Source organism: Sphingorhabdus sp. (genome assembly GCF_046154385.1).
Classification (GTDB): Bacteria; Pseudomonadota; Alphaproteobacteria; order Sphingomonadales; family Sphingomonadaceae; genus Sphingorhabdus_B.
Genome location: NZ_JBJXFW010000063.1, coordinates 1 through 10,701, shown reverse-complemented (window position 1 = coordinate 10,701; position 10,701 = coordinate 1). Strand labels below are relative to the sequence as shown.

Below are 10,701 nucleotides of genomic sequence, written 5' to 3'. Positions count from 1 at the left end.
GCAAAACGATCGAACAAAGGCGCTTGCATCACCGCAAGATCGCCGCATAATATCAACCAACCGGATGAGCCCAAACACTCACCTATTTTAAGCCGACATATGTCTCAAATTATCTGACGACGGACAGTAAAGCCGACATTCGTCTATCACGACGCAAAAGCAGTGTTCGAACCATTGAAGACAATGCCCTATTGATCTGGTGGCTCCAAACGCAACGTTCTGAACGACCGAAGTGGGCTAAGAGCGGAAATACTGGTTTGAAGGATTTGGACAAGGAGAATGCACGGCGGCGGCGTGCGATCTCGGATCTGACGCTGGACAGGCATATGAATTCGTCGATGTTCGCAATCATGATGATCGCAAGAATGCGGAACTTGCGATCATTGATGAGGCGAGCCGGGAATATCTTGCCCTTTTTGTTGCAAGTAAGATCAAAAGTGTGGACGTGCAGGCGATCTTGGCCGAGTTGTTCGTAATTCATCGACCCCCGGCACATATTAGGCCCGACAATGGCCCCCAGTTCATCGCTATCACCTTGAAAGAATGGTTGACTCCGGTCGGGGTGCAGATCTTCCAAAATCTGGCTGAAACCCAAATCCTGATTGAGGCATGGCGACGACATTAAAACACTGTCAGACCACACAGCTTGCTTGGTTTTAGCCTACCGGCACCAGAGGCCGTTCCTTGGCCGGTGCCATCCTACGGTTCCGCTTCGCTCTACCTGCGGTCAGCACTGGCTAAGGAGGCGATCATGCACCAACGATCAAGCCCGATCGCTAAACGTGGACCGGTCATTGTACCTTGCTCGCCTGTCATCAATTCAAAGTTAGTCCACAACACCCATGCTTTGCGTTCGACATCTCAATTCCATTCATTTTGTTATTGTCCTGCATCAATTGCAGCTTCTTCGGCGCGGCGTATGTCACGGCCTATCTTGCTGAAAATAAAGGTTGCGCGGTTGCCGAAGACCAGCTTGTTAATGATTAGCGACACTGCAACCGACGTCACCAGTACAATAACCATCACGTCGATATAATGGAGCCATGGGAGTCCCCAATGCTGGTAATAGGTTTGTCCATCGAAACCTTCATTGGGTACGTACAAAATGAAATTATGGATGGCATAGCTACCTAATCCCCAGATCAGTCCGCCAATAGCGGCACGCGCATCGACATTGCGGAACAGCAGGCCGGCGATGAATGCGGACAGGATTGGCATTGAGAACAAACCGTTCAATTGCTGAAGCAAGTTGATGATGCTCGATGCATTCTGAAAAACGGGAACCATCAGGATCGAAGTGATTGTAAGCACGACTGAAGCAATCGCAGCAATTTTCCAGGGCTTTGCAATTGGCGCGATGAATTTCTCATGGAAGTCCATCGAATAAAGCGCGACCGAGCTGTTGAGAATAGCGCTGGTATGCGCGATCACAGCGGCAGCCATCATGGCAGCAAAAGCGCCAGACATCCAGCCCGGCAATACCTGCGCTACTAGCTTGCCATAAGCTGCATCGTTGACATCACCGAACAATTTGAATGCCACCACGCCCGGAATCACGACTATCGCGGGAATAACGAGTACGCGCACCGCTGCTGCGGCAAACACACCCTTTTGCGCTTCTTTCACATTGGGTGCGGCCATAGCTTTTTGCGTGATATTCTGGTTTGTCGACCAATAGAATATCTGAATGAAAATCATCCCGGTGAATAATGTGTGAAACGGAATGGGCGAGTCAATCGCGCCAATCATGCTGGTGCGAAATTCTGGGACGCCTGTAAATATATCGAAATTCACAGCCGCCAAAGCAAGGAACACCACAAGCAACGCAATGGCAAGCAAACCAATACCTGAATAGGTATCCATCACCGCCACTGCTCGCAGTCCGCCTGTAATAGTATATGCTGCAGCAATAATCGTCATTGGTGCGGCATAAACGAGCAGCGAAAATTCGGTGCCGAATAATGACTGTAGAAACAGGCTGCCGCTATACAATGCAGCAGGCAAATAAATCAGGATATTACCGGCCAGGAACATCGCTGAAATTACGGTCCGAATGCTGCCTCCCTTATATCGGCGCTCTAGCAGTTCAGTGACTGTCGTGCATTTGTTGCGGTAATAAATAGGCACAAAGATGAACGCCAGTATCATCAACCCCACAAAGCCTGACAACTCCCACCATGCCAGAAGCAGCATCTGGTTGCCATTCATGCCAACAAGCTGCTCTGTCGATAAGTTGGTTAAGGTAATGGATCCGGCCACAAATAGCCAACTCAGTCCACCGCCAGCCAGAAATACTTCTTTGGAGCTGCTGTCACGGCCAGCGCCTTTGCCATGGACTTTCAAATAGGTCATCAAAGCGATTAACGCGGTAAGCCCAAAAAATATTGCAATCTGTAATGCGGAACCGCCTTCTTGAAACATTGCATGCTCCCCATTTCATTTCATTTTGCGAGCACAACGTCTCGAGCCTAATTTGTTAGATTTAAGGCTACTTTCCTTTTCGCAAATAACAAGGGTTGAATTGGAACATCAAATTTCTTCTAGATTGCACAGCAATTGTAAGGAGGATATTCGCTGTTGCGCGTACATGTTGTATAATGGGAGACACGGATATTGTTTTATGTTCATGTGGAGCAGGCCGCATATTATAGCCTAAGCGGTGACAATGAATGGCGGGGTGAGATATGGTCAACGCAATTAATGAACGCCAAAAGGCGATTTTGGAATTGGCGAAAAATCAAGGGTTTGTTGCGACCGAGCAACTCGCCGATCTGTTAAATGTTACCCCCCAAACAATCAGGCGCGATATAAATACGTTGTGTGGTCAAGGATTTATGCAGCGGTTCCACGGAGGAGCCGGCCAAGCAAATAGTGTCGAAAACGAGGCTTATCATCATAGGCTTCATGCGTTTGTGGATGCGAAGCGGCGGATTGCGGCTAATGTCGCAAAGCACGTGCCAAATGGCAGTTCTTTGTTTCTGAATATCGGCACCACAACAGAGTTGGTCGCTAAAGCTCTGGTTAACCATAAGAACTTGAAAGTCGTGACAAACAATTTGCATGTAGCGACGATATTGTCGAACAATGACGATTGTGAAGTATTGATAGCAGGCGGGCTGCTACGTCAACGCGACGGTGGCATAATTGGACCAGCAACAACAGAATTTATTGAAAGATTTCGTCTGGATTTTGGCATTATTGGTGTGAGTGGTATAGATAGCGACGGGTCGTTGCTGGATTTTGACTATCAAGAAACTTTGAATGCCAAAGCGATCATTGGCAGTTCCCGTGAAACAATTTTGGTTGCCGACCACAGTAAGTTTGGTCGTCGTGCGATGTCGCGTTTTGGGCATCTTTCACAAATCGACTGGCTCTTTACAGATATGGATTTACCTGATGATTTTCTGAACCTTGCCTCTGCTGGCGGCGTCGGTGTAAAAATCTGTTGCGGCGCCGAATAGGACATAACTGGCTACTTAAGGATTTTTCGATTGCGAACATTTTTCATTCGTTTTAACACTTACGGTACTCACGTGGCCTAATTACAAATGCACAAACGAAGGCAAATTCGGATTACTAAGTGATCCATTCGCCCAGCGTTTGTTTATGGGATGCATGAGCTAAAAGAAAAATATAAACTACTGGGAGATGTTGTGATGAAGATGAAAGCACATTTATTATTGGGCATTGCATTCGGGTTGTCGTTATCAACCGCTGGTTATGCTCAGGATGCGCCAGACGCCGCTGCGAACGAGGATGGCGGTGAAGAAATCATCGTAACGGGCATCAGAGGTAGTTTAAGCAACTCTGCAGCTATCAAGCGCGACTCAAATTCAATCGTAGACGCTATCAGTACGGAAGATCTAGGGAAGTTCCCGGATTCTAACGTTGCTGAATCTTTGCAGCGTATTCCTGGGGTGGCAATTGACCGTAGCAACGGCGAAGGTCGCTTCGTCACGGTTCGCGGCTTTGGTCCAGCGTTCAACACCGTTCTTGTAAATGGCCGTACTTTCGCAAGCGACAATCAGGGGCGCGAGTTCAGCTTCGATCTTTTGGCGGCTGAGCTTATCAGCGGTGCAGAGGTTTATAAAAGCTCGCAAGCGCAACTGCAAGATGGCGGTATTGGTGCGACGCTTAACGTAAAAACCCCCAGGCCACTCGATCTTGGTGGCTTTAAGGCCGTATTCTCTGCAAAAGGGCTTTATGAGCGAAATAGCAAAAACATTACGCCTCAACTTTTCGGTCTTGTTAGCACGACCTTCGCCGATGATACGATCGGCATTCTGGCAGCCGTATCCTACCAAAAGCGGGATTCTGAGGTTCGCTTCACCCAGAACCGTGGTTATTTGCCCGGAACGACAGTAGGACCAACAGCGACACCATTGTTTACCAACGTATTTGCGCCGCGAAATCAGGATGCGGGCCAAGATACGCAATCGCGTGAGCGGCTCGGAATCAATGCAACTGCACAATTCAAGCCTGCGGATCAGCTCACTTTTACCGTCGATGGCCTGTACAACAAGTTTGACGTGGATTCACGGGTAGAATCGCTTGGAAGCTGGTTTGAGCCATCAAGCTATGTCGCTGCTGCGATAGATAGTAACCGGACTATAACATCACTGACTACTAATGGTGTCGGAGATCTTATTCAAACTTCCAATAACCGCTTTGTGAAAACACGGGGCTTAGGCGGTAATTTGGAATGGGAAGTTAATGGCAACCTGACCGTTAAGCTTGACGCATCCTGGTCGAAAGCGAATGATGACGCTGGCGGCAAGAACTATTTTACAGTCATCGGCATTCCGAGCCAATACTCCTTCCAGGAGGCAACGGGCAGCGGTTTCCCCTCAACAACGAACTACACCGGTGACCTCACAAATGCCGCCCTGGGTCGCACCCATATCGCCCTTCGCACCGGAAATGATGAGGCAGAAAGGGTTTTGGAGTATAAGTTGGACACTGAGTGGAAGTCGGACGGCGGCGTTTTGGATGCTGTGCGTTTCGGCTTGGTGAATACTAATCGGAAGAAGAGCAGTCAGACAATTGCGACCAATCCGAATACATTATGCCTCTATTGCGGTTACAATGAACTTTCATCGCCATCACTGCTAAGTCCTCTGAATCTTGGTCGGTTCCTTGGCGGCAACGGTTCCGTTCCTACAGTTTTCCAACGATATGATGCGAATGCCTATTTTGCATTCCTGGAGAGTCCTGCTCAGGCCGCGGCTCGTGATGTAGCACGTGGTCTGGCGCCAGGGACGACTGCAGCTTTGCTAGCTGCCACAAATGGCTTCGATGCTGCAGTTCAGCCAAATTCCTTTTCCATTAATGAAAAGGTCTATGCAGGATATCTTGATACCGATTTCAAGGGAACGCTTGGATCTATGCCGTGGGTCGTCAATATCGGTGCCCGGTATATGCACACCGAACTGACGGCAAATGGCCAGCAGCAACAGCTACTTGACCTCCTGCCAGTGCTCAGTGACCCTACCATTTATCAGGGCGTGTTTGCCAACGGCGGTGTACCGCAAGCAACGAGCCAGAAATCGAGCTATGATTTCTTCTTGCCCAGCATGAATATCAAAATAAATCTGACAGATGATATCGTAGCACGGCTATCTGGCTCGCGGACTGTAACCAGGCCGCAAGTGAGAGACTTGGCTCCTCGGACTAATTTTGATGTGTTGCGTCCGGCCAGCCTCGATGCGAGCGGAGGCAATCCAGACCTTAAGCCCTATACTTCTAATAACTTTGACTTGTCTTTTGAATGGTATCCTTCGACGACCACAACACTGTCGGCCGCAATTTACTACAAGAACATCAAGGATTTCATTGTCCAGACACGCTCGGCAGAGGTCTTCACTATTGCAAATGCTGGAGGCTTGCCGATCGGAAATGGAATAACCGGTCCAAATTCCGCAACCTTCAATGTGCGTCGGCCGCGTAATGCAGAGACTGCAAATGTTCGCGGTCTCGAGCTAAATGCTGTCCATAGCTTCACCTATTTGCCATCACCGCTTGATGGCTTCGGCGTGGCGCTGAATGCAACATTTGTAAAAAGCAATGCGAACTTTGACCAAGGCACGACAGCCACTTCGTTCGCAGTTGAGGGCCTTGGAAACAGTTATAATGCGACTGCTTTCTACGAAAAGGGCGGTTTTTCTGCCCGTGTTGCGTGGAACCGTCGCGGCCGTTTCCTCGAAGCCTTGGTCACACCCGGGCAAGGCGGAGATCCGGTTTTCCGCCGGGCTTTCGAGCAGGTTGATATGCGTGCAAGCTATGATATTTTTGAATTTGCACAGATATTCGTCGAAGGTACCAATGTGTTCAATGCTCGAAACATAACGACCGGACGGTTCGATAATCAGGTCCTTGATTATGTCGATACCGGAGCACGTTACGCTGCTGGCGTGCGCGTTACCTTCTAAATTACAACGTATAAGTGATTTCGCCCTTCTTTGGATTTGATCCGAAGAAGGGCTTTTTTTCTGTCTGCCGGACTACGGAGTGAATCATCTAATGACGAAAATAAAATATGTCGTGGTGGCATTGTTCGCTTTGATTTCCGGTTCGGTTTTGTCTGAGCCCGCTGAACAACTGCCTTATGCCATTCCACCTATGGATGCGCCGCTGCTCGCAGCGGTTGGTCCAGACGAAGTTGGCATGCAAACCGGCGAACTCGTTTTACCACCTGTAGTGACTTTGACAACAACAGGCGTGATGCGTGCAAAGCGAACGATTAAATTTCGCATCTGGTATCCCGCAAAGCCCGCTTCGGGATCTGCCCGGACGAGTTTCACGCATGTTTTGCCAAGGCCAGACGGGAAAAGGCTTCAGTTCACTTTCCCTAGTCTCGCGGTCGAGAACGCAGAGGTCGCCGGAAACCAGCGCCTCCCGCTGGTGGTAGTATCTCACGGTTATAATGGCTGGGACAGCTTTATGACGTGGCTGACCGAAAATCTGGCGACCAAGGGTTATGTAGTCGTCGCAATCGACCATATGGATCAACGTGCAACCGGCGGAGCGGAGCTGGCCGTTTCCTTTGGTAACGTCTTGATAAATCGCGCAGCAGATCAGCGCGCGGTGATTGAGTATTTTGCCTCTCGCGCGGCGAACGACAGGGACCATCTGGGTAGGGTTATTGATGTCAATAACATCGGCATCATTGGCTATTCAATGGGGGGTTTCGGTGCATTGGCCACTGCAGGAATGAACTACGACCCCGCAAGCAGTGTTTTCGAGCAATTACCAGTCGAAGCACGAGCGGCCATTTTTGACAGTCAGGCCAAAGGCGCGCCTGTTGCGGCTAAGATCAAAGCGGTTGTTGCGCTTGCGCCTTTCGGCGGTCGCCCCGAAAGCCGTGCGTGGACGTCCGCGTCGCTCGCGAAGTCAACAAAGCCGATATTGGTAATCGGGGGTAGCGATGATGATATTGTCGACACCAGGCAGGGTGTCTCATGGATATTCGAACAGATGGTGGTCAAACCCAGACACTTCCTGCTGTTCCTCAACGCCCGACACAATGTCGGCGGCAATCCGCCGCCACCCGAAGCAAATGATGATTTCTCCACGCGGGAGTATTTTGCTGAGCCAGTGTGGCGCGCCGAACGTATCAACGCAATCAACCAGCATTTTATCACGGCGTTTCTAGATCTTCACCTTAAAGGCGATGTTACAAAGGCGGCATTTATGAATGTGCCGACCACAAAGAGCAGCGATGCGGTTTGGCCATTGGCGCCGATGCAGAACGTTGGCGGAAAAACAGCCACCGAAAAAGAGAGCGGATTCTGGCCCGGATTTCAAAGGCGGTGGGCGCTTGGATTGGAAATGCGTTACAGCAGCCAGGATTAGAACCAAAACAGTCCAGTCGTTATTGAGAAGTCATCTCGGTTGTCAATCGTACGATTTTGCGATCAAAATGAATATGAGATAACTGTTGAATCCGGTTCATCTGGCCCAATGAATTCATGATTATGTGGATTTTGTCCAAAAAGCCCCTTCGGTACATATCGAGAATATCGGTGTCTTCAAGAGCCGATAATCTAAGCGGACTGATGGAATATAACCCCTCAATCAGCTCACTTTCTCCGTCGGTAAATTCCAGCGTCACGTGGATCGGACGAAGCAAATTCAGATCTACAAGCGCCGTCGTAAAATCATTGGCGGAATCAACGTCGCTGCGCAAATATTCGAACATAGAACGGATCCGCAGCAGCTCTGCGGTTTCGTTACCGCCGCCGGTATAGAGCGCTGATCCAGTATCGGTGGACACGAGATCGCTTCCCTCATCAATACACAATAATTGATCGGGACCACCTAAATGGAAAGGCCATCCTACAACTGCCAGCGGCAAATATGTTGCTTGCCACTGATCGTTGATCAGGAAACAATTAGAACCGGGCTGCAGGCCGAACAGCCCAACAAGCCGGAAGGCGCCGCTATCGACATCTTTCATAAACACCAAAGGGTAGTCGGATGCCGCAACACCTGTCTCACTCAAACCGATTTGAACGTGATTCAGCCGACTCCCCAATGCTATGTCAGGTCCGGGCATGATGCGGACGTCGCGATGACGGTCGGCATTGAAAAGGCTTAGCGATGTTAGATTTTTCAAACCGCTTGCAATCCATATTGATTAATTTTGTTCAGCAGGTCCCGGTGCATTGGCATTTCGGCAACCGTCCTATGTCGTGATTGTGCGACAGCAGCAAAACAGCGCTTCGCAAATTGTTCGTCGTGTCCTGAGCTTGAGCGAGCCGTATAATTCGCCTCGAAACCCATGCCGTGCATGACATATTGATAGCTTGGCCACGAGAATATCTCTTTGTGATAAGAAAAATCCTGTGCACTTGGCGGATGGTACCGCCATAGCTCAAGGCGCTCTTTCAGTCCTTCCGGAATCGAACTTGGTCTAACGTTATCACGCCAAAATGCCGTGTCATTGCGTTTTGTAAGCACATAATGAAGCTTCAGGAATTCGATAATGCGCTCCCAATGATGTGTAAAAGCGGCGTTGAACTGTTTTGACAATATCATCATGGCTTCGCGATTCTCAGGCAATCGATCAGCAACGAAATCTACCGCCGTTTCAATTAGCATCAGTGCCGAAGCTTCGAGGGGTTCCAGAAAGCCATTTGACAGTCCGACAGCCACACAATTTTTCACCCAGAAAGTTTCGCGGTGACCTGCGCGGATTTTGATCCGACGTGTTGATCCTTCTGCACCGACGGCCCCCACATAACGCCTCAGTGTTGCTTCGGCTGCATCGTGGCTGGTGTGATTGCTCGAATAGACATAGCCGGTGCCACGGCGGGTCGGTAGACCGATATCCCATATCCAGCCTGCATCCTGGGCCGTCGATATGGTATGCGTTGCGACAGGTGCATCCTCTCGCTCATAAGGGACCTGCAACGCCAACGCATGGTCGGCGAACAAAATGTCGTTGCAGGGAACAAACGGGACGCCATAAACGCCCTCGATCATAAGCGCCGCAAAGCCCGAGCAATCCAGAAACAAATCGCCTCCGATGGTGCCATGCAGCTTGGTTTCAATGCTTGCAATATAACCATCTTCGGATTGATTGACGGCTGTAATGTCATCGACAATATGGTGCACACCAAGCTTCTCTACACAGAAATCGCGTAATAGTTTGGCGAATTTGACCGCATCAAGATGATAGGCATAGTTAGCCATCCCGCCATATTCAGGGGTTGTGATCGCTTTCGGCGCGCGTCCTGCTTCACACAATGCCGCCTGAAAATCGACGGCATCAGCGAAATCCAAACTGTTCTGATTCTTGGCACGCATCCAATGGCTGGAGAGGTCAATTTGCGTCGCAGCATGTGGCGGGTTTAGCGGGTGATAATAGCCGTCTTGCGGCGTGCCATCGGTCCATCCGACAAATTTCGCGCCCTGTTTGAATGCACCATCGCATTGACGGATGAATTCGGTTTCGGAGATACCGATCTTTTTGAGGGTATTACGCATCGTTGGCCAAGTGCCTTCGCCAACACCGATCGTACCGATAGCTGCAGATTCTACAAGTGTAACACTTACACTGTCTGGATCGTCTGTGCAGTTTTTCGCGGCAATACGTGCAGCCGCAATCCAACCAGCACTGCCGCCACCGACGATTAGGATATGCTTTATCCGATTATTCATTACATCCTCCACACGCTACCGCGACTATGCAGCGAAATTCATCCGTTCGCCATCATTTTCAACGCAGCGCTCGCCCTGTGATATACGTTTAAAATACTGTTGTCAGACTTCTGATCGGCTTTGAATTTTATTTTTCCGTTATTCCTGCAGGGCGAAATGCAGCGCCTGCCGCGAGGATCACGCGAATGCCGATCGCCATTCCAGACCCGCAGGCTCCCAGAACTTACAATCGTCTTGCGACGCTGAATAATTGGAAATTTTTGGGTGCCTATATTGCGAACCGTCAACGTCCGAATTGTTAGCGGCAACTGCCGGGCGTTCTGGATGGCCTAAACAGCAGCTATTCCGATCCACACACAGAAGCCGACTGTCTGCTCCCGGCCCACAACCTGCCATCGCGCCTGAAATTTTCTGCGGACAGATTTGAAGTTCGTGCCAAACCATAACCCCAAAGCACCACCCACGGCAGACCCATGCAACTACCCACGTTATGGCCTTCCCGTAGGAAGCCGGTTCACTAAAAGGGTTAAGCTATGGTGC

6 protein-coding genes and 1 pseudogene are annotated in these 10,701 nt (G+C 49.9%); 4 read left to right on the top strand and 3 right to left on the bottom strand.

What is annotated here, in order from left to right:
- Positions 1-322 precede the first annotated feature (322 nt).
- Positions 323-757 (top strand): annotated as a pseudogene (locus ACKVOS_RS13425) (DDE-type integrase/transposase/recombinase); the annotation flags it as partial.
- 122 nt (positions 758-879) lie between these two features.
- Here ACKVOS_RS13425 and ACKVOS_RS13420 read toward each other — a convergent pair.
- Positions 880-2,352, bottom strand: a complete 1,473-nt coding sequence (locus tag ACKVOS_RS13420; protein ID WP_409212496.1) for a sodium:solute symporter family transporter — start codon at positions 2,350-2,352, stop codon at positions 880-882.
- 332 nt (positions 2,353-2,684) lie between these two features.
- Here ACKVOS_RS13420 and ACKVOS_RS13415 point away from each other — a divergent pair, with 332 nt between their 5' ends.
- The 3 genes from ACKVOS_RS13415 (at position 2,685) to ACKVOS_RS13405 (ending at position 7,851) form a co-directional block, all read left to right on the top strand.
- Complete coding sequence (locus ACKVOS_RS13415) at positions 2,685-3,461, top strand: DeoR/GlpR family DNA-binding transcription regulator (protein ID WP_409212495.1); 777 nt, start codon at positions 2,685-2,687, stop codon at positions 3,459-3,461.
- A gap of 150 nt (positions 3,462-3,611) precedes the next feature.
- Complete coding sequence (locus ACKVOS_RS13410; protein WP_409212494.1) at positions 3,612-6,428, top strand: TonB-dependent receptor; 2,817 nt, start codon at positions 3,612-3,614, stop codon at positions 6,426-6,428.
- A 91-nt stretch (positions 6,429-6,519) separates the two neighbouring features.
- Positions 6,520-7,851, top strand: a complete 1,332-nt coding sequence (locus ACKVOS_RS13405) for an alpha/beta hydrolase family protein (protein WP_409212493.1) — start codon at positions 6,520-6,522, stop codon at positions 7,849-7,851.
- Between the two features lie 19 nt (positions 7,852-7,870).
- Here ACKVOS_RS13405 and ACKVOS_RS13400 read toward each other — a convergent pair whose 3' ends face one another.
- Together ACKVOS_RS13400 and ACKVOS_RS13395 are read right to left on the bottom strand one after the other, a co-directional pair.
- Positions 7,871-8,614: a SapC family protein gene (locus ACKVOS_RS13400; protein WP_409212492.1), complete on the bottom strand. Its 744-nt coding sequence runs from the start codon at positions 8,612-8,614 to the stop codon at positions 7,871-7,873.
- Complete coding sequence (locus ACKVOS_RS13395) at positions 8,611-10,161, bottom strand: tryptophan halogenase family protein (RefSeq protein ID WP_409212491.1); 1,551 nt, start codon at positions 10,159-10,161, stop codon at positions 8,611-8,613. Before ACKVOS_RS13395 ends, ACKVOS_RS13400 begins: the two co-directional genes overlap by 4 nt.
- Positions 10,162-10,701 lie beyond the last annotated feature (540 nt).